This window comes from Leptospira ryugenii, assembly GCF_003114855.1.
Taxonomy (GTDB): Bacteria; Spirochaetota; Leptospiria; order Leptospirales; family Leptospiraceae; genus Leptospira_A; species Leptospira_A ryugenii.
In genome coordinates, this window is the sequence record NZ_BFBB01000009.1 from 23,576 (window position 1) to 43,819 (window position 20,244).

Below are 20,244 nucleotides of genomic sequence, written 5' to 3' on the forward strand. Positions count from 1 at the left end.
TGATAACTCAAAGGCACTCATGAAGCTCCAAGTCAAAAGCATTCTGTTTCGATCTCTCATTTCCAGCACTATTTTCCTTTCCTCCATTGTTTTTGCGGAAATCCCTGAATCGCCTAAACCACAAAACCAGGAATTGGAGAGGATCAAACGATCAGTCATTCAAATCAAAGTTTACTCCCAAGGAAAAGATGCTTACTCCCCCTGGCTTTCTGGTGGGGTAAGCTCCTCGACCGGGACTGGTTTCTTAATTGAAGGAAACAGAATATTAACCAATGCTCACGTTGTTTCCAATGCAAAGTACATCGAAGGCCAAAGAAATAACCAAACAGAATGGTACCAATTAAAAACAAAATTTGTCGCACACGATTGTGACCTTGCCGTATTAGAGGCAGTTTCCGGTGATTTTTATTCCAATAGCAATTACCTCGAATTAGGTGATATTCCAGAACTCGGTAGCCCAGTTGATATCATAGGCTATCCGATTGGAGGAAGTAAAATCTCCATTAGCAGAGGTATCATATCTAGAATTGAACAATCAGCGTATGCACATTCTCAGATCGACAGCCATCTTGTGGCGCAAGTTGATGCAGCAATCAATCCTGGGAATTCAGGAGGACCAGCAATTCAATTTGGAAAAGTTGTCGGAGTTGCCTTCCAAGCATCTACGAAAGGCGAAAATATTGGTTATATCATCCCTACCAATGTCATCAAACACTTCTTAAAAGATATAGAAGACGGAGATTATGATGGTTATGTGGAAATAGGAATTCACTACCAAACTGTAATATCCGAATCACATAGATCCTTTCTAGACATTCCAAAAGATGTGCAAGGTGTTCTCGTTAGCAATGTGTTAAAGGGAGGTTCCGCCTTTGGGTTTTTAGAGAAAGGTGATTTGATTGATTCCATTGACGGTTTTCCCATTGCCAACAATGGAACTGTGGAATTTAACGGGGATTCTACGATAGAATTTACCGAACTGATTGATGCGAAATATGAAGGAGAAACTATTGAATTTGGAATCATCAGAAAAGGAATCCGAAAGAAAGTTCAGTTCCCTGCGAAAAAACTCGAAGCTTTAGATACTTTGCGTTCCAGATATGATTATGAATATCCTTACTTCTCTTTCGCGGGGCTTATCTTTCAACCCTTAAACAGGGATCTTTTGGAATCATGGTCAAAAATGAACCAAACCCAAGGAGGCTCACAGTTCTTATATCGTTTCCACAAACGATTGGAGCTTAGCGATGATTCAGAAGAGGAAATAATTTTTTACCGAAAATTAGCGCATCCAATGAACTCCTCATCGGAATATTTTTTGAACATGATCGTTGAAAAAGTAAACGATGTAAAAATTAAAAATCTCAATCACTTCAAGGAACAGATATCAAAAGGAAACTCAAAGTTTATTCTGATTCATTTTAAAGATATTAACATACCACTGATCCTACATAGAGAAGAAGCCAGAAATGCACAAATAGAGATCAATCGTCTTTACCACCTGGAGCCAAAATAAATTGAAAACTATATCTTCTTATATTTTCTTAATCATTTTCCTTCCTTATTTTTTATTCGCAAAACCTACATCAGTTGTCAAAGATGATAACTCGGTTGTTCAAATCCGATCCACAACCCAAGCACCCAATTTCCTTCAGCCTTGGCGTTATAAAACTCCAGAAAATCGCAGGTTCTATGGAATTCACATCGGTGATGGCCAAATACTCACTCTAAGCCATCCTATCTATTATGCGACAAACATTGAAATCAATAAACATGGAAGCCTAAAATCGTATGTTGGAACTATAGTGAAAATCGACCACGATTTGGGACTAGCACTCTTAAAAGTGGATGATCCAGATTTTAAAAATGGGTTACAGTCTATACAGTTTACCAACGATATTTATATCCCTAGTACAGGCTTAGTAATTGAGTATAAAGAATATAGAAATCTAGCTGAGAGACGCATTCGTAATGTAAAATTAGAAGTTGATTCATATGCGAATGGTTATATTGAACTTCCTTACCTTGAAATCCAATCCGATGAAAAGTTAGAAGGCATCGGAGAACTCATTGTTGAAGAATCTTCTCGCTTAGCTATTGGTTTGCTCTACTCCTTCAAAAGTTCTCAAAACTCAGGGAAACTCATCCCAGGACTCAGCATCAACCAATTCATTGAATGCAAAAAAGAAGGTAGCTGCATTCCTTTTAAAGGATTTCGATTCCGTGCTTTGCAAGACAAAGCAAGCCGTGACTATTATGGTATCAAAAAAGATGACCAAGGGGTCCTCATTGCGGAAGTCTATCCCTCTTTGTTTCAAAACCCAGCTCTTTCTTTGCAGATCGAAGATGTCTTATTAGAAGTTGCGGGTTTCAAAGTAGATCCTAAGGGTTTCATTGAACATCCAAAGTTTGGGAAAGTTTGGCTATCCTTTCTAATCCATGCGATGGATCCCAACCAGAAGAAATTAAATTATAAAATCCCAATCAAGATACTACGTAATCGAAAGTTAATGGAATTTGATTTAGAGCTTAAACCCTTTGAAGAAACCGCGATCAGAATTCCCTATGGGAATACGAGAGGGAGAAAACCTAGCTTCGCTCTGATTGGTGGAATCGTTTTTACAGAATTATCTGAGCACTATCTGATGGAATTTGGAAACCAATGGAGAGCTAGGGTCAGCAAAGAGTTACTTTACCTAAATGATTTTCATTCGATCCAAAGAGATCTTTCTCTGGGAAATGTCATCATCTTGTCTCAAGTACTGCCCTTGACTGGGAACCAATCCTACCATAGTTTGTACCAATTAGTACTCAAGACAGTCAATAAACAAAGAGTAAAAACTCTACGAGAGCTTCGGGAAATTATGCAAGCTCCAGAATCAAACCTGTTCCATCTAGAATTTACCAATGGTACAGAAGTGGTATTTACCAAAAAAGAAATGGAAACATTAAATCTTGAGAGTCAAAAAATATTTAAAATACCCAATACTTACCAAGACTAGTTCCATATTTGGTAGCTTAAGGTCTTTGAAATAAAAATTGCCTTAAGCAAAAAGAGAAATAAGACGATTGCGAGTAAAATAAAATACTCTTTATACTTTACCTCTCGGTCTCTTGCGATGAGAAAGAGAAAAATTGGAACGGAGATAGTAAACATGCGAGAGACGTTTTCATAAACAGACCAAAAATGATAATAGCCTGCTGTTGCGACCATAAACATAGTGAAAAGCAGGCCAATTCTGAACTCCCATCCTTTTTTTAGTTTCCCAGTAAAAGCAGAAATCGTCCCTAAAAAAAATAACAGGACTAATGGGAAACGTGAGAACAATCTCGCAATTTCCTTCCATTGGATCACACTTTGGTTCATTGAATAGAAAATCGTTTCTGTGTAGGAGATCATTCCCTCAAACGGTAGAATAAAATCAGTTAGACGCGATGCACGCCAATTTGGAAATCGATATGATAGATAGGAATGCCATAGTATAGGAATTAGCAACGTTGATCCAACGAGAAAAACTTTTTTCCACTCGCGGTTGATTAAAACACTCAATCCTAGTGGAAAAAGAAAAAACAAAGCTGGCTCTTTTGTTAAGATAGCAAGGGAGGATAACAGCACAAAAGCTAAAGGTTTATGGTTCAAAAAACAATAGTAAGCAAGGATGACTAGCGAAACCATAACTGAGTCGCTCACCAGCACATAATAGCTACCCAAAGCAAATGGATTGAATAAATAAAAGATCGAGTAATGACGAAGGTCCTCCGGCAGAAGTTTACGCAAGGCGAAGAAAGAAAGGATCCAAAGGAAAAGATTCCAGAAATACATCCCGAAGATACTCCCCCATTTCCCCAGAAATCCGAAAAGTGAGATAAGAAATGGGTAACCAATCCTCGGGGCACGGTAGGACTCATCAAAACCTTTGGGCCATTCAAAACTTACATTGGTGAGCGACCTGGAAAAAAAATAGAATATTTGTCCGTCATACCCTGCACCTAAATCGCCTTCCTCACCGAGAAAGACGATAGAATTTTTGGGAGTTTCTTCTTCATTTTGGAGTACGAATTCTCTACCAAAATTTACCATGGATGAAGGATTCCACTGGTATCTTTTCCAATAACTGAGACTTACGATAAAAATGAGAGAAACGTAAGCAAAGGTCAAAATTAAGATACGACGATCTAAAAAAAGAAGGAGTTGGTTGAGTGGTTTGAAAAATCTGTGAATCATCGTTTCTCTCCTAAAATCTCGATTAACTTGGGTTCCATTATCTTTGTAAATTCCAAGGCACCATTATAAGTTAGATGGTGTGGGTCAAAAAAGAGCTGTGGGTATGGCAAAACTTCCGTTAGATCCCATAAATAATGCCCATTTTTCTCTAGTTGAGAACTTAGATAATTTCTAAAGCCGGCAAACCATTTTCCTTTTATATACAACTGCGATTCTATCGGATTTTCAGGACTCAAAATGACGATAAAGGGTATATGCATTTTTTGAAAATGTTCACTTAATTGTAAAATTCTGTCTGATTCCAACCAACTCACAAATTCCAAATTTGAAATCTGGGATTTTTTATCTCTTATTGTATTTAAACGACGTAATTCAGGTCTTTTCTCTGTAGATTGTAATATTCGCAAACGATAATCTTCTTCGTATGCCTGGTCACTCATTGTATTAAAACGAATTTCATCAAAAAAAGACTCTCGAATGTAAGATTTATTTGTGAAATTTGGCGCCTTACAAAAGAAATGTGATAAACGAATACCTACATAAAAATCTTTGCCATAATGATAGATATTTGCTTCCTTTGCTGTGATTAAATCGGATTTCATTTTGAGATGAAGACGAAACTCTTGGCTAATCTTTGGAAACTTTTCCCATGGGAACTTGTGCCATCCTTTTTTCTTAAAAGAAATCTCTGTCTGAAAAATGGGGCTAACACTCTTATTTTTTCCCCAAATTTCCAAATGTATGGTAGCCTGGTCCTTTGCGGAAAATATATAGTCATCTACCTCTCTATCCAAGGTGCAAGTCATCGTTGCTTCCTCTTTGATCCAGCCCGCTGCCCAAATATCTTGGCTAGGTTTTTCGCCCGCGTAACGATGGTAACTACGGCCACTTCTAAAATGGTTTTCAAACCAAACTTCTATTGGGTCAAAAAAAAATGCTCTGACGCGATTTACATTCAGTAAGGATTTCCCAAGCAAACTAAGAGTCTGTTTTTTTGTTAAATTTTGGTAATGGTCCTTCAAAAATGCAAATGGATAGATGTTTTTTGCTGGAATCCGATCCGAAAATTCGCTCGTCCAAAGCTTTTCATTGAAGTTGGTCTTTCCGTCCTTGACCTCAACGTATTCCCATTGTAAGTCAGCAAAATTAACTATATATACGACAGCTTTAGGTTTTAATTCAGAAATGTGCTCTCTATAATAGTACAAATCTGTAGGAGCCATAGCAACGTGTGAGTAATATTGGCCTTTGTATGTTTGGTCTTGGAAGAGCTTTTCAGGCAATATTGAATAGAGAGAAACTGAGCTACCTGCAAATAGAACTTTTTCGCTCTCTCCTTCTCTCTCTAGTTTTTTTCTTAAACTTAAAAAATTATACCAATGAGAGGAGTCCCATTCCATTTCATTTGGAAATTTAAAAAATAAATAGTCGAAAATGACATGATCGAGTGCCCACAAACTGCCTGCTAAACTAAAAAGGATGAATAGAAATTTAACCTTTATATTTAGATGTCTAGAGATCACGGATATTTAGGAAGCAGATGTAATTTTCTTAACAGCAGTTTCTTTGCAAAATCAGTCGCTAATTTCAAAACTTTTCGATTGAAAGAACTATTCGAAAATACATATTTGATGGGCAGTTCTTTGATGGAACCACCACCCAATGAGACGATACTCAATGCTTCCATATGGAAATCAAACGCGATCGATTCCAGAGGGTAACTTGCGATTTTTTTCACATACTCTTTCGAATACCTTCGATAACCAGAGGTGCAGTCCTTGATCCCTGGACCAAAGAGATCCAAGATACCCTTCGAAAGGCAATAGTTCATCACTCGAGCCGCCAAAAAAGAGATACACTTTCGATACAAGGGAACGTTTACGGTTTCGCTTCGGCTTCCAATCAAAAGATCGCAAAATTCGTGTTGGATAAAATCAGGCAAACGATCAGGGTCATGCGACATTCCTGCATCCATAGTGATGACCCAGTCATAATTTTTTTCGACTGCTAATTTCATTCCATCTTGGATGCCACCAGGGATATGGGTGTTTTTCTCATGACGAATCACAAACAAACGATTTGGAAATTCAGACTGGAGATTTTTTAAAATCTCAGGTGTTGCATCTTTAGAAGCATCATCTGTAACCGAAACATCCGCATACTGAATCGCACCGCGTACTACTTGTTCGATTGTCGATTCTTCGTTGTATGCGGGAATAAGGACCAAAGTCTTCATTTATTTTCCATCTATGTTGAATACATCTTTGTTTGCTTCGATCCATTTCAACAATCGTGTCACACCTTCTTTTGGTTTTATAGACGGAGCAAATCCGAATTTTCTCGCTTCCTTGATATCACAAATGAAATATCGCATATCTCCAGGTCTTTCTACTTCAAAAAGAACCTCTTGCTTCTTACCTAAAATTTCACCTATCAACTCGATGCATTCCAAAAGTGAAATTTTATGCTCTTTGGAACCTCCAATGTTGTACACACCAGGAATCGGATTTTTAAAATAAGCTAAATAAGCCTGAGCACCATCAGCGGCATGTATGATATCGCGAGTTTGTTTTCCCGTTCCAAAAATACGAAGTGGTAAACCAAAATAAGATCGTATCGCAAAGTTTGCTACCCATCCATGGTCTTCTCCACCAAATTGACGTTCGCCATAGATTCCAGTAAAGCGAAAAGAAGCTCCTTTGATACCATACATATCAGTATATGAACGAACATAATGTTCGGCACTCATCTTAGATGCATGTAAAGGAGAGAGTTGACCCACCATAGTAGGTTGCGTTTCAGGAATTTCAATAGGATCTCTTTCATAAGAAGTTTTGCCTTCTTTGAGCGAGTCATTGATTGAGTTACCATAAACGTGTATGGAGGAAGTATTTACAACAGGGATCTTTCTCTTTCTTGCAACTTCCAAAACATTAAATGTCCCGAGGACATTGGTAGAAAAGTCCAACTCGGGGTCTTCCCATGAAATCGTCATTGCCGGTTGGGCTGCCGTATGGATTAAGTAATCACATCCTTCTGTTCGATCTGTAAGATGTTCCAAGTTTCGGATATCACCTTTCACCATAGTGACACCCAAACCTTTCAGATAATCCCAATTATAATCACGAGTTGCTTCCGTGCCATAACCAGTTCTTTTCAACTCATACTTCGTCATGCTATCAAAACTGATTACATCCCAACCTTCTTTACGGAAAAGTTCGCACACATGGGAACCTAAAAATCCGCAACCACCTGTTACCAATACTCTTTTAGTCATCTTGACTTTCTCCTAATATAAACTTTTTGGTAAAAATTAATTTCAAAACGCCTATAGCATCGCTTAACATTGATTTTGTGCTGTATGTAAGAGGGTTTACAGGCTTAAAATATGACACCGGGATTTCAATGCAACGCATATGACTTCTGATCATTTCGATCATTAACTCAACTACATATTTATGATCTACTGCTGTAAGCTGACTCCTAACTTGGTTGTAGGATTCTCTCCAAATAGAAAAAAAATGACAATCGGCATCCGTAAATCTCGGTTCCTGACCCCACCAAAAAACCTCAACAATTTTGCCTAACAAAAGATTTACCAGTCGATACATGGGACCTAAATTAGAGCCCTGCTCTATCATCTGTCGAGTTGTTCTCGTGCCAATCACCATATCGGAGTCTTTCATATATTCAAGTAGCTTTGGATAATCTTTTGAACGAAAAGAACCATCTGGAGCTACCACAACAATAATATCGCCAGATGCATACTCTATGCCCTTTCTTACTTGTTCGCCTAGTCTTGAAGGGTCACCATCACCAGGGAAAGAAATGACTTTTACTTTTTCTTTTTTGCAAAGGGCAATTGTTTCATCGGTGGATTCATTATCTACAACGACAATTTCATGGAATTTGGCTTTGAAGTCTACGATTACATCTGTAATAGATCTCTCATTATTGTTAGTAGGGATAACAAGCGAACATTTAAACTTAGGGAACAGTTCATTACGTACTTCATATACCGCATGGTAGTAATCTTGCATAGAATTGATGTTAAAGTATTCGCAACTTAGTCTGGTTGCAAATACTCCACCGTTCGATTCTTTTGCCATCTTATCTATTACATGTGTGATTTCGACAACGCCTGATTTTGGTGCAGGAGGGGTTTTTTTGAAGAATTCAAAATATTCAGGCGTAAAGAGATAGGATCCAAGACCTAACAACTGATTGGGTGGATCTTCTGGTTTTTCAACTAAATCAACAATCTTATCTCCAGATAGCTCTACTGAATAATTTTTTCTGATTCTGGAGAGCAGGGATGTTTTGACAATCCCTATCGAAGCAGATAACTTTGGATAGGTGCGGATTGTTTTTAGGAATTGATCATGGTCTGTTTTAAAATAATATTCATCGCCAAGGATGGTCATAAACGGTTCGCGTATCTGGGATTCCAAGCTAGCAATGTCGGATGCAAGGCCTTTTTCAGTCCAAGGCGCCGCTTCTATGACTACTTTGGGCAGTGAAAGGCGAATATTTTCAATTTCAGCTAAGATTTGTTCTTTTAGGTGCCCAACAAGGATGTATACCTTCTCTACGCCAAAGGTTTTACAAAGTAACTCCACATTTCGATGCAGAATCGTCTTTCCTTCGATGACAAAGAGTGGTTTGGGGATGAAACTCGTCCTAGGGTATGCGCGCGTTCCTTTTCCCGCGGCTGCTATGACGCCAATTCTTATTTTTTTCACGTAAATGGAAGGTGCGGACTTTTCGGTGAACGGTCAATCAGAAAAGGTTCTCCTCCATCGATAGAAAATGGCTCCATCTGCACTCGGAGATTCCAGAAAGCCACGAAAAGGAGCCCATCGCTTCCCTTTTTGGCTCCAGACCTGCACTGGGTCTTTTTTCCCGATTCCAGTCAAATGGAAGCCCCAGATACCCATCTCTTGATTGTCTGGGAGGGGAAAGGAAAGTGCCACTGGCTCTCCTGCAAGCTCTGGTAAGTAGTGTGGCAAAGGCACTTGCTCAAGGCCAAGGCTCAAATTAGTCGAGAGAATAAATCCGCTATCAGCCAGACTCAGGGAAAGCATAAGGTGTTGGCAGTCGAACCTCCTGAGGAGGCCTTTCTTTTCCCCAAAGCTTTTGGAGGCACGCACCTGACAGGAATTTGGGTTCAAATAGAGCGTACCACTCTCCTCTTTCCAATTCCCTGCATAGATGAGCTCCTCCCAACCCAATTCAGGGTGGTACCTAAGTTCTTGGGCCAGGAAATTTTTTTTTTCGGACTCCTCCTGGATTTCAAGTCCAAGGTAGAGAAAGCCACGAGAAAGGGGCAATTGATCGGAAAGAAATAAGCCCAACTTAGGTTTGGCAAGGATCGTTTTTGGGTATGCGAACAGCAATGAGGTCACAAAAAGGATATAGCCTAAGCGCCAGGTATGCTGTGAATTTTTCTCGCCCATTTTTCTACATCTTTTATGCCTTCTTATTCATTGCATTCTCTTTTCTAAACGCTTGTTCGGTCCTTAGTTTACTTTCGCAAGACAAAGAAAAAAACTCACTAGCTTCAGATCCATTGTTAGCAGGACTATTTTTAGCAAGTCTAGGGAATTGTGATACTGGGAATGATCTTTGGGCTCGAAACATACAAACACAAGGATCTTATTGTGTCCCGGTAGATCTGATTAGCATTCAAGATAAAGTACTGTTGTACAAAGAGCGAGGATTGAATGTTCCGATTGATTTGGAAGCCTTTGCAAAACAGTTCAATGACCAAACCTATCCTAAAATCACGAATGCCTTTGGCAATCCTTCCGATTTGGATAATAATGGCAAAGTTATCATTCTAATTCTTGATATACGAGATGGGAGTACGCCAAACGGTGCTTATGTGGCTGGATTCTTTGATCCCGTCAATCAATTTGCCGATGGAATTGCTTTACCACTTCGCTCCAATTTCGGTGAGATTCTCTACTTAGATGGGAAAGAACTAGTGGCAAGCCTGAGCCGCGATCCTACTGCTTTAGCTTCTACGGCGGCACATGAGTTCCAACATCTGATACGCTATCCCTTCATGCAACAGAGCCAAACGCTTGATGATACTTGGATCAATGAAGGCACAAGTGAAGTTGCAAGCGATATTGCTGGATTTGGGCCACAATCTTATAGACTTGAATGTTTTAGTGGGAGAGATAGCTCACGATGCCCCAATGGAGCCAATGGAATCTCGCTACTGACTTGGTTATCCAGCTCTTCTTCGACCACAGTTCTTAAACAATACTCCATGGCCTATGCATATATGAGGTATCTCTATGATCTCTCAGGAACAACGGAAAGTGAACGGAATGCATTTTTCCGGCGTTCAGTGCAAGGAACGAGTTCGGGCATACGAGCAAACAATGCAAGCCAACTCATGGCGCTCTTTCGGGAAACAAGCCGGTACCAAACAAGCCTACTCGGGAGTACAAATCCAGAAGCATTTTTTAGGACTATGGTATTGTTCTTTGGCCAATCTTCGGGAACCAATGCCTACTCACAAGTCAACCGCATTGCTCAAGACCTAACGACCATCAACACCATTGACTTATCCACAGCCTATGCTGCTTATCCTTTTGAATCTAACCTCTCGTATCTGGTAAACAACCCGCTTGTGACTGTTTCTGGGAATTTATCCCTTAGAACGGGATCTGCCTTCAACATTGCTTCTGACGTAAACTTGGCAGATCTCACAAATAAATTTGAGAATATCGGTCTGGTCAAGAATGCGACTAGTTCCGCATCTCGATCGACAGTGATTTGGGGGGCTTATTCCAGTACATCACCTCTAACCTCAGTTAGAGGATTTGCGAAAGCAGAAGAGCCAAGCCCACGGGATAAGTACAAAAGTGTATTTGAGAATCCAAATCCCCTTGGCCATAGTTCTCCTATGTGTGGAACGGTTTTTATAGACGAGAAGATTCATAACGACGAAAGTATTCTAATAGAACAGCCCTCATCAAAGAGTGATAACACTCCTTAGCAATGTGACCTCCATCTGCAAAAGCACTGCAGGAGTAATTTGGATCCTGTTTCAGTTTTAAAACAGGAGATCCATACTCTGTTGCGATTGTGTCCACATTTTTTTCCCACTCTTCCACAATCCTCTGTTTTTCCATTAACATTTCAAAATTGCGAGAAGAGCTTGGCCAGATAATGATGGTTCGAACCTTAGCCTCTTTCAGTCTTTCCATCAATTGAGTAAAAAATCCAAATTGCATTTTGCTTGGTTGGTAAGAAGAAAATAACCAATCTAAGGTACGATGGCTTGTGAGTTCGAGCACATTGGAATCTTTTTCTGTATAGTGATCAATCGGAGAAAGACCATGTCCATTCTTCGAAAGCAAGTGTTGGTAAGTTTTATCTCTCATGTCCAAAAACCCAGCCAGGTTTTCATTTTGAGAATTTCTCCAAATCTGGTCTAGGTACGGTTTGTAAGTTCCGATCGCAAATAAGCGGCGGCCCAAAAAAAATGAGAGATGTTCCTTTCCAAATAAATCAAGATTTTTTAACACATAAGGTAAATCGAAACTAAAAGTTAAGTTGGAAATTTTAAAAATAGAGTTTTGGTTAAACTGATTTGGATCTGTTTCTAAAAGTACTAAATCAGGTTTTATGTTTGCTTCCAAAAGTCTGTACAAATTGTAATCATAATAGGCAGGTGTTGTTACAGCCGAGGATAAATTGTATATTTCCCAATCTGGATAAAATGCTCTTAGGTCGTCTGCATCAAAATAAAGAAGCCTTGATGATCCAAGAATGATCATCAGTTTTTTGTTACCTTTCCCGCGAGATGTTTGTGTTTCAATCAATTGGTCAAGAAGATCACTTTTGGCTTTATAATTGATAGGTGTAAGATCTAACTTTGTGAGCAATTGGACATAAGGAATCCGAAAGATGGAATCAATGCCAAAAAGAAATAAAAGCAGATACAAAGGGTAAAGTAAAAACCTACGGTTCTTCATTTGGATAAAAGATAAGAGAGAGCAAAGAAAAGTAAAGCAAATGGGGGAAAAACTCTCTAGTTTTGCTAGAGAGTTTTAATGAGATTTTAAGCGACCTGTGTCCTCAAGACCTTTCTGCGTTTCTTCAAACCTATGAACCAATCGTCTGCCAACTTCACGTGTTGGACAAGCTTCTTTACATGATCCCGGTTTTCTGGATTTAAGATTTCCCTAGCTTCTTGGATGATTTCTTCCACAGTTTTTACATGGAAAGTAAAGTAACTAGTAAATAACTCATAATATTCACGTTCCGCATTCTCCCAAGAATGCTTTTGAATATCCTCAAAAAACTCAACTAACCGGGGAATGTCGGCATCAGGAGTCGCATCAAAATGATTATTCATCATTGCGATACGGTCTGTAATATCCGTTAGCTTTTGGAAGTAGGTTTCCAGTTCTGGAAATTCCATGATAAACCCTCCTCTCTGAACACCCTATATTTACCAGGGTTTTAAAAGAGGGCAGGAATTCAAGGAGATTTTAAAAATTTTGAGAAGTCAGGGTTTTCAGCTAAGAATTTTCTGAGTGTGACAACTTGGTGTTCCCAACCCTCCCGAATGCCATCTAACCAGTGGTTAAATGCATCAGAGCTAGGGAAACCACCGTTTACAATCGTTAGTTTGGATTTTTTTTGACCAAGGCTATCGAATATCAGTTGTAAGTAGATATCACCTGCAGGATGGTCTTTCCATTCCATCACAAGTTCATGACCAGGTTCAATCTTTTTGTAAGTACCTTTTGTAGTGAAGTTCCCTTCGATCCCTAAATGCCAAGTCCAAGAGAATTCGCCGCCCACTTTTGGTCGGCCTCTCACCTCATCTGCAAGCCAGTGCACAAGCACTTCATAAACTGTGGTAGCTTGCCAAAGCCTTTCCACTGGCTCATCGAATTCAAATTCAGATCTGGTTTCTCTCATGGGACTGAAGATCAACCAGTATTAGAACTTTGGCAATCTGTTTTTATTGCAGTTATTCAAGACCTAGATTGTTCGGCCTTGTATAGACCATTTGCACGACACTGATGTTTCGCATTTGGAATGCCGCCGCACAGTAAGCCAAATAGTACCGCCACTTACGTATAAAGGTTTCACTATATCCTTGGCTACGGACTTCAGGTAAATGCTCTTCAAATGCCTTCAACCAGAGACGTAAAGTCTTCGCGTAACTCGTTCCAAAATCTTCCAAATGATATAAGAACATATCGCCCGTTCTGTTGATTGCTTGGTTCATCCTGCCTATCGATGGCAAAAGAGATCCCGGGAAAATGTGTTTCTGAATAAAATCGATTCCTTTTTTAAAAGATTGGAACCGTACATCTGGACAGGTAATCACTTGGAAGGCCATCAAACCATCTGGCTTCAATACTTCCTGACACTTTTGGAAAAATGTTTCGTAGTAGGCATCACCTACCGCCTCTAACATTTCCACAGATACAATTTTATCGAAACTGCCTTGGATATCGCGGTAGTCTTGGATGCGAATCTCAATCAGACTTTCTAATCCTTCTTCTTTCAGTTTGCGCGATGCATATTCAAACTGTTCATGCGAAAGCGTAACGGTTGTAACTCGACATCCATAATTTTTTGCTGCATACCGAGACAAAAATCCCCAACCACTTCCTATCTCCAGAAGATGGTCTTTCGGAGACAATTGCAATTTTTCACAGAGTCGACGAACCTTTTCATGCTGAGCCTCTTCGAGAGTCTGGTTTTTGGAATCAAAGTAGGCAGAACTATAGGTCATCGTTGGATCAAGAAAAAGTTTGTAGAAATCATTGCCTAGATCGTAATGCTCGACGATGTTTTTCTTACTTCCGCGAAGGGTATTTTTTCTAAGAAAATGAAGGAATTTGTTCCCCAAATTGAATAGGTCTAAATGAAATAATTTCTTTTTTGTTCCAGAAATATTGGGAGAATCATCCACATTCAAGATAAACCAAGCAATGACATTTTCTATGGAGTCTGTTTCCCATTCACCTAGAAGGTAAGCTTCTGAAAAACCAATGTCTCCATGTAAAACAGATCTTTGGAAAAACTTCGGGTCTTTCACTTGAACAAGAGCAGAATGGAACTTTTGCTCATAAGCAGAATTTGGATCACCTAACAAAACTTGATCCCCATTTGGAAGAAGAAAACGAATGGAACCTCGTTTCATGCGACCAAGGGCTTTGAAGAAAATGGATTGAAAGAATGAAGAACTCTGTCCTACTCGTGCTGACTCAAAGTCCTTTAGGACTTCTGGTTCTAGCGTGCTAGGCGCGAGTGACTGGTTGACTAACTTCTCCAAGGGGAACTCCTGTCTGTTTATCTTTATTTTCTTGTTTCTTGATATAAGGCAAGCGCATGAACCATAACTTAATGGCCTGCCAGTGTATCAGCGCTATTATTTGGACGGTTACGAACGGATATCGGCAAAAAAGAAACAGTAAGTTCTGATTACAAAATGATTTTTTTTCACCAACAAAGGCTGTTGTCAAGATTCGCTCAGCATTCTCCCATGAATTGACAGCGATCTGCAGTGTTTCATTTGGTAAGTTGAGTCGAAACTCAAATTCAGAATCGAGAGCAATGAAAGGAGATACATAGAAATTCTTTTGGACTCGTAAATAGACATCCGGATCAGCCATGGTTCCGCGGCTATTTTGGTTCAACGTTCCGATATAAGGTTTGATCTCTCCAAAAGTATTTCCTACCTCTGCGATTGCGTATACCAATTTACCATCATTCCCTAAACAAAAATAAAAACTCACGGGATTAAAGACATAACCTAGTACGCGAAGGTTTGTGTTCAAATAGATTTTTTGGATAGGCTCCGTATAACCGCTATCTTTTAGAAAGTTTCTAATTTGATCGATTAGAGGGCCGGTGCCATAGCGAATGTGGTCTTTGTCCCAAAACGAAAAAATAGAGAAGGAATTGTAACCAAACAAAAGATACTGTTTGTTCAGATGTTCCAATTCATCGAGATCAAGCAGAAAGGTTCCAATGCGGTAGCGAAAGTGATTTCGTTTTGGAGCTGTTCTTGTATGGCTCACCCAGGCATTGTAGATAGAGGAGTTCATGTCCAAGGGTCTCGCTTTAGAATCGCTTGGGCGACCTGCACGGCAGATAGAAAACCATCTTCATGAAAACCATACCGAAAGTATGCACCAGCATAAAAGATAGGTCCCCCTTCATTTAGTTTTGGTAGCTCTCTTTGCGCCTGCGAAGAGGCCACTGAAAAGAGAGGGTGTTCGTATTCGATTTCCCGGATGATATGCTCTCGTCTGATACGACCAGGGTCATTGATCGATACAAAATAGTTTTTCTTTTTTGAAACATTTTGGAGACGATTCATCCAATAAATTGTGTAGGGATGTAATTTCCCATTCGCGTCTTTCCAAATTTTATAATTCCAACTCGACCATGCCATTTTTTTCTTTGGCATATCTGATTCGTCTGTGTGGAGCGTCGCTATGTTTTTCTGGTATTCAAAGAGGGGCAATAGCTTTGTCTCCAATGCAGTTGGATTTTGGAGAAGTTTAGCGGAATGATGGCCATGTGTTGCCATCACAACTTTATCAAAAATATGTGAACTACCATTTGATAAAACAATCTTAACTTTGCCATTCTCACGTATCACTTGTTTTACGGGAGAGTTCAGTTGTATCTTGTCTTTAAAGCCCTCTGTAATTCTCTTAACATATTCTTTCGAGCCGCCATCAACCGTCCACCATTGGTGCTGAGTATTCAGGCCCAAAAAGCCGTGGTTATAAAAAAATCGTATCAAAGTTTTTGCAGGGAATTTTAGCATAAGATCTGGAGGTGTTGACCAAACTGCGGAGCTCATAGGAACTAGGTACTGGTGTAAAATATCCTCACCAAATCCTTCTTTTTCCATGTATCTTCCCAAATCCCAATCATCATACATGGGATCATCTAAGATCTTAGGCGCACTTAAGTTAAATTGATTGATTTGCAAAAGCATCTTGATATAACGTAAGTTCATCAAGTTTTTTCTTTGTGTGAACAAACCGTTCAATCCAGAACCACAGAATTCTAAATTTTTCGGAGTATATTGTACGCTGAACGACATGTCCGACTTTTTTGTTGGGACTTGCAAGGTATTAAATAAGCGTACTAGATTCGGATATGTAACATGATTAAAAACGATAAACCCAGTATCAATGGGGATTAAAGTGCCCTCTTCTTCCACATCTAATGTGTTGGTGTGACCACCGATGTAATTTTCTTTTTCAAAAATTGTGAGATCAAAGTCTTTTTGTAAAAAATAGGCGGCACCGAGACCTGAAATCCCAGTTCCAATGATTGCTAAACGTTCCTTCACGGAAACTCCTTTTGGTTTTAGACGGAAGTGCTTCTCAGTTCCGTAAACTCACTCTGGATTTCTTTTGCTTTTTTTCCAGCCAGGGAACCAAAATCTGATTCCCGACTCAGAAGAGTGATCCCACGTGATGAGTTGATCAGACATAGATCCCCACCTGCTCTGTATATCTCTTTGAGGCTAGCTCCTTGTGCTCCATAGCCAGGAACTAAAAATACCAAATGGGGGTGGCGGTTTCGAATGTTCTGAATTTCGGAGCTATGTGTTCCGCCCATTACGATCCCAACTTGTTTTGGAAATTCTCTCTCTAGATCAGCGGCAAAATCTGAAACTGCTTCGTATAAAAAGGAATCCCTTTCACTGATCTTTAATTTTTGTAAATCGAGAGAGGAGGGATTTGAAGTAAGGCAAAGTATAAAGATAAATCCTCCTGCATCTAGATACGGAAGTAAAGTATCTCGACCCATATAGGCATTCACGGTTAGGGCATCTGCTTTTAGGGTTTGGAAAAAATACTTTGCATATTCTTTAGAGGTATTGGCGAGATCACCGCGCTTTGCATCGACGACGATCGGAATGGAATCATCTGTATCTTTCAATATCTGAATCATCCGCTCAAATGAAAAATAACCTTGAGCACCAAACCGTTCAAAGAATGCGATGTTGGGCTTCCAAGCCACTGCTGAAGTATGTGTATTTCGGATGATGGATTCTGAGAAATGAACCAAAGGGGATTCCGATTGTAGAGAGGAATGGGGCAATTTTTCCCATTCGGGGTCTAATCCTATACAGAGAAGTGAATTGAGTTTATCCCTTCTTTGGATAAATTTCTGATAAAAGGAAGGATTCATTTGGATTCGTTGAGCCTTATTTTCCTTTGGCTCAATTGCGAATCAATCGATCTTTTTTTATATCTACCATAGATATGGCCGGGAATGACTGCCAATGCAGTGGCAGGCGCCACAATCACATCTCCAATCGATCCACCGACATAGGTCCCATAGGCAGGGCTCAAAATATCATAGGACTCCTCTAATTTCTTTTTGTCATTTTTCTCTGCAAAGTAGTTCAAGGTATCATCTGTTGCCCGAGCTTCTTGGTAGAGTGCTCCGACAATTGGGATAGCACGTATCAGGGCATAGGTTGTTTTGTTTTCCCTCTGGGCGAAGTCTTTTGCGTGCCCTCCTTCATGAATCAAAACAGCGGCAGAGTCAGAGTATACATTTATGGTATTTGTAAATGGATTGTAATGATCCCCACCTATGAGTCCAGCCAACAGCCTCTCTGGTAAAAAAGTATAGGCCAACAAACTAAGTGATCCTAATGTATACCGTGCAAATACATTTACATTTTCATTCTTTCCGAGACGTCTCCATTCCGAAAGTGGGGCATATTGGTTGAACCTTACTTTAACATCTCTAAGATTATTTTCTCTGATATAATTTTTTAAGTGGTTCTTAGTTTCCTCAGAGAGATTGTGATTTTCCATGGACCAATTTAAGAGTATTACCTTTGAGGGCAAAGAAAATACATAGTGCCCAAGCTTATCAACTATCCAGACCGGCTCACCTTCTTCAAATTGCGGATCATTCTCGGAAAATGCAGGTGCTGGAGAATATGGATTGCCGTAGTTGTACCGCCGTTCGATGGAGTAACAGAAGCTATTCAGGAAGAGTAGACTGAGGAGGGCTAGGTATTGGAACTTAGGTTTCACAACTCCTCCATTATTGGTTTTAATTTTGGGTCGGCTGGCTGTTCCATAGGAATTGCCTTAGCCTTGGCGGGAAGATTGACTTCTTGGTAGCCACTCTTCTTTTCTAAAAAACGAAAGAAGGCCTCAATCGCATTTCTACCTACTTGGTTCAATTGGTCCTCTCGGTTTCCGCGAAACCCCACATAAGAGCCATACCAAACCAAGGGAAGGATCGGTATCCCCATTGCTAAATGGAAACAATCTGTTACATAGGTCTCTAATTGGTCTATATATTGGAACGCCTCCTGACCAGCTCTCCCAATCTGCACATTTGCCTGCATTTCTATAGTTATTTGATTGTTTGTACAAAAGTCCTTACTTGCTAGTTGGAATTTGGTGATTTGGATGGAACCGCCCTGTTTCATTAGATCCGGGTAGCGTTCTGGACGGATTGAGATCTCTTTTTTGATGAGATACTCGAGGCTGCCATACTCATTTTCGAGTCGATACGCAATGCCTAGCCATTGGATATTAGGAAATCGAAAGAGATATGGATCGTAGTCTGCCATCCCTTTCACATCTGGCACAGAAATTTTTACGTTTGGTTTTGGTTGCACCAATTCGTAAGGAGTTTCATTGGGAAAAGGTCGATAAACCCGAAGTGAAGTAGAGCATGAAATCACCAATAAAACAAAAAGGATGTTGAACCTCATTCTTGACCTACTAAAAGACATAGTTGTATCCAACATAAAAGTTTGTAACTGTAAAATAACGAGAAGCTCTTGTTCCATCTCTTCCATCAGCTTCATAGAGAGCAGAGGATCTGTACACATCCTGAAGAGCAAGAGCCAAAGAAGTTCCAAATGCTGTAATTTGAGGTGTAGCCGATTCATTGACTCGCCAAGTGTAACCTGTTAATCGACCACCAAAGGTAATTCGATGTTGACTTGCGATTAACAAAGATAAATTGGCGCTTCCCTCTAAACCGGAGACTGTCATTGGGAGAAGGTCTTTGGATTGGATTTGGTATGCAAATTGCTCAGAGTACCTAAGTCCAAAGATATCTTGCGGACCATCTTTAAATACTCTACGCGAATAGTCTAATCCACCTAACGGAGTATAGAATGCTTCTCCTCCTACGTCCACTTTCCCAAAATCGACGATCGGAAGATTGAACCGAAATCCTGTCCCTGGAGCCAGGAAGTTGGCTGTTTCCTTCATATCCCCCGCTTGGTTTAAGGTTGGTGAGAGATATGAGGACTCCGATTTCCAATTTGCATAACGAAGCCCAAACTCCCAAGAAAACCAGAGAAACTTATCAAACTGCTCATGAATCCTGGCAGTCATTTTATGCTCATTCATGACAAAACCAGATTCATACTTTGCATACTGAAAATCTAATCCATAGGCAGAATGAGAAATCGAACCGTATAAAGGAGTGTGCGCATACTCCACCGACCAAGTGCGTTTAGAATTGGTGTATTGGAAGGTAAAGCTGGGCAATACGGATCGATCAGGTCGCACCCTGCGCCGACTGTCGACCAATGGCAAAACTGACTGATTCTGGTAGCCAATATAATTTCTTGGGGCAAAGAAGTTTCCGTGTTGGATGGCTACCTCAGGTTCTTCAATCAACCAATCTTGGCCTGATTTGTGGTCTGCAAAAGGAGCATTGGCTCGAAAGCCTATTTCCCAAAAGCCACCCCAAATTTCTGTTTTCCCTGCATGGAAAGGTGGTAAAATCTTTTCCTGCTGGTTCCCACTGGAATACTCGAATGATTTGGGATGCTCGTAGTTTTTCTTTCTGATTTCTTTTATGCGGTTTCTTTTTTCTTCCAACTCCTCTTTACTGAGCTTCGTTTCATTCTTTAGCAAGTCTTCTTCCAATCGCACTGCCTCAACTTCGGTTGCGATGACAGTACGGAAGCTAAAGGCTGTTAATAGAACGAAAAAAAGAAATCTCACTTTGCA

Annotated in this window: 19 protein-coding genes; 3 read left to right on the plus strand and 16 right to left on the minus strand. The window is 39.9% G+C overall.

Annotated elements, in window-relative coordinates:
• Positions 1–19: 19 nt before the first annotated feature.
• The gene (locus DI060_RS17090) at positions 20–1,516 is read left to right on the plus strand and encodes a S1C family serine protease (RefSeq protein ID WP_439956944.1); all 1,497 of its coding nucleotides are present in this window, start codon (positions 20–22) and stop codon (positions 1,514–1,516) included.
• Between the two features lies 1 nt (position 1,517).
• Positions 1,518–3,002 carry a PDZ domain-containing protein gene (locus DI060_RS17095; protein ID WP_108978218.1) on the plus strand — a complete coding sequence of 495 codons (1,485 nt, stop codon included), beginning with the start codon at positions 1,518–1,520 and terminating at the stop codon, positions 3,000–3,002.
• Here DI060_RS17095 and DI060_RS17100 read toward each other — a convergent pair.
• The 6 genes from DI060_RS17100 to DI060_RS17125 form a co-directional block, all read right to left on the minus strand.
• Entirely contained in the window at positions 2,999–4,225 is a 1,227-nt protein-coding gene (locus tag DI060_RS17100; RefSeq protein WP_108978219.1) for an AZOBR_p60025 family cell surface glycopolymer formation protein, read from the minus strand. The genes DI060_RS17095 and DI060_RS17100 overlap by 4 nt on opposite strands.
• Positions 4,222–5,682 carry a hypothetical protein gene (locus DI060_RS17105; protein ID WP_135355090.1) on the minus strand — a complete coding sequence of 487 codons (1,461 nt, stop codon included), beginning with the start codon at positions 5,680–5,682 and terminating at the stop codon, positions 4,222–4,224. Before DI060_RS17105 ends, DI060_RS17100 begins: the two co-directional genes overlap by 4 nt.
• Positions 5,683–5,744: 62 nt before the next feature.
• Entirely contained in the window at positions 5,745–6,461 is a 717-nt protein-coding gene (locus DI060_RS17110) for a glycosyltransferase family 2 protein (RefSeq protein WP_108978221.1), read from the minus strand.
• Positions 6,462–7,502: an NAD-dependent epimerase/dehydratase family protein gene (locus tag DI060_RS17115; RefSeq protein ID WP_108978222.1), complete on the minus strand. Its 1,041-nt coding sequence runs from the start codon at positions 7,500–7,502 to the stop codon at positions 6,462–6,464.
• The gene (locus DI060_RS17120) at positions 7,495–8,967 is read right to left on the minus strand and encodes a glycosyltransferase family 2 protein (protein ID WP_108978223.1); all 1,473 of its coding nucleotides are present in this window, start codon (positions 8,965–8,967) and stop codon (positions 7,495–7,497) included. Before DI060_RS17120 ends, DI060_RS17115 begins: the two co-directional genes overlap by 8 nt.
• Before the next feature lie 33 nt (positions 8,968–9,000).
• Positions 9,001–9,681 (minus strand): hypothetical protein, encoded by a 681-nt coding sequence (locus tag DI060_RS17125; protein ID WP_108978224.1) that lies wholly within the window; start codon positions 9,679–9,681, stop codon positions 9,001–9,003.
• On the opposite strand from DI060_RS17125, the gene DI060_RS17130 reads away from it, so the two are divergent.
• Positions 9,663–11,237, plus strand: a complete 1,575-nt coding sequence (locus DI060_RS17130) for a peptidase MA family protein (protein ID WP_108978225.1) — start codon at positions 9,663–9,665, stop codon at positions 11,235–11,237. The genes DI060_RS17125 and DI060_RS17130 overlap by 19 nt on opposite strands.
• Here the strand turns inward: DI060_RS17130 and DI060_RS17135 are convergent.
• The 10 genes from DI060_RS17135 to DI060_RS17180 all read right to left on the minus strand — a co-directional run bounded on the left by DI060_RS17135 (position 11,161) and on the right by DI060_RS17180 (position 20,238).
• On the minus strand, positions 11,161–12,189 hold the full coding sequence (locus DI060_RS17135) for a DUF1574 domain-containing protein (protein ID WP_244594483.1): 1,029 nt from the start codon (positions 12,187–12,189) through the stop codon (positions 11,161–11,163). The genes DI060_RS17130 and DI060_RS17135 overlap by 77 nt on opposite strands.
• Positions 12,190–12,305: 116 nt before the next feature.
• Positions 12,306–12,668, minus strand: a complete 363-nt coding sequence (locus tag DI060_RS17140; RefSeq protein WP_108978227.1) for a PLU-1-like domain protein — start codon at positions 12,666–12,668, stop codon at positions 12,306–12,308.
• Positions 12,669–12,727: 59 nt separating this feature from the next.
• Complete coding sequence (locus DI060_RS17145) at positions 12,728–13,174, minus strand: SRPBCC family protein (protein WP_108978228.1); 447 nt, start codon at positions 13,172–13,174, stop codon at positions 12,728–12,730.
• Positions 13,175–13,226: 52 nt separating this feature from the next.
• Positions 13,227–14,411 (minus strand): class I SAM-dependent methyltransferase, encoded by a 1,185-nt coding sequence (locus DI060_RS17150; protein ID WP_209452079.1) that lies wholly within the window; start codon positions 14,409–14,411, stop codon positions 13,227–13,229.
• Between the two features lie 97 nt (positions 14,412–14,508).
• Positions 14,509–15,318, minus strand: coding sequence for a DUF1365 domain-containing protein (locus tag DI060_RS17155; protein ID WP_244594484.1), 810 nt, complete (start codon positions 15,316–15,318; stop codon positions 14,509–14,511).
• A complete protein-coding gene (locus DI060_RS17160; protein ID WP_108978230.1) occupies positions 15,315–16,583 on the minus strand; it encodes an NAD(P)/FAD-dependent oxidoreductase in 1,269 nt (422 codons plus the stop codon). Before DI060_RS17160 ends, DI060_RS17155 begins: the two co-directional genes overlap by 4 nt.
• Before the next feature lie 17 nt (positions 16,584–16,600).
• Positions 16,601–17,431 carry an orotidine-5'-phosphate decarboxylase gene (gene pyrF, locus DI060_RS17165; RefSeq protein ID WP_108978231.1) on the minus strand — a complete coding sequence of 277 codons (831 nt, stop codon included), beginning with the start codon at positions 17,429–17,431 and terminating at the stop codon, positions 16,601–16,603.
• Positions 17,428–18,294, minus strand: a complete 867-nt coding sequence (locus DI060_RS17170) for a hypothetical protein (protein WP_108978232.1) — start codon at positions 18,292–18,294, stop codon at positions 17,428–17,430. Before DI060_RS17170 ends, pyrF begins: the two co-directional genes overlap by 4 nt.
• Entirely contained in the window at positions 18,291–18,986 is a 696-nt protein-coding gene (locus DI060_RS17175) for a hypothetical protein (RefSeq protein WP_135355091.1), read from the minus strand. Before DI060_RS17175 ends, DI060_RS17170 begins: the two co-directional genes overlap by 4 nt.
• A gap of 10 nt (positions 18,987–18,996) precedes the next feature.
• On the minus strand, positions 18,997–20,238 hold the full coding sequence (locus DI060_RS17180) for a TMF family protein (RefSeq protein ID WP_108978234.1): 1,242 nt from the start codon (positions 20,236–20,238) through the stop codon (positions 18,997–18,999).
• Positions 20,239–20,244 lie beyond the last annotated feature (6 nt).